This window comes from Psychrobacter sp. GW64-MNA-CIBAN-0177 (genome assembly GCF_040309585.1).
Classification (GTDB): domain Bacteria; phylum Pseudomonadota; class Gammaproteobacteria; order Pseudomonadales; family Moraxellaceae; genus Psychrobacter; species Psychrobacter okhotskensis.
In genome coordinates this window covers 1-256 of sequence record NZ_JBEOOY010000406.1, presented here as the reverse complement: position 1 = coordinate 256, position 256 = coordinate 1, and the positions used below count along the sequence as shown (strand labels likewise).

Genomic DNA, 256 nt, shown 5'->3' with positions numbered 1-256 from the left:
ATACTGTACGGTGAATAATGCTTACAATATCGGCAGACGTGGACAAACAATCAATAATGTCTGCCCGGCTGAAACATCAAGTCAGCTACAACGCGGTAATCAGCAAGGGCTGGCACTGTATAAGCTAAACGGTGAGATAGAGCGTGATAATAAACTATTAGAAAAATATCAGCACGAGTTTGACAAGTTACGCGAGGGCGAGCTATTACATTTTAAAAATGAGAAAGACGCGCGCGCCTATTACATCAAATTGCCC

At 42.6% G+C, this 256-nt stretch carries 1 protein-coding gene; it reads left to right on the top strand.

The window, feature by feature from the left end; genetic code table 11:
* Window positions 1–256 (top strand): DUF2799 domain-containing protein (locus AAEY79_RS15645; RefSeq protein ID WP_352289505.1); only part of this gene is annotated, 256 nt, incomplete at both ends.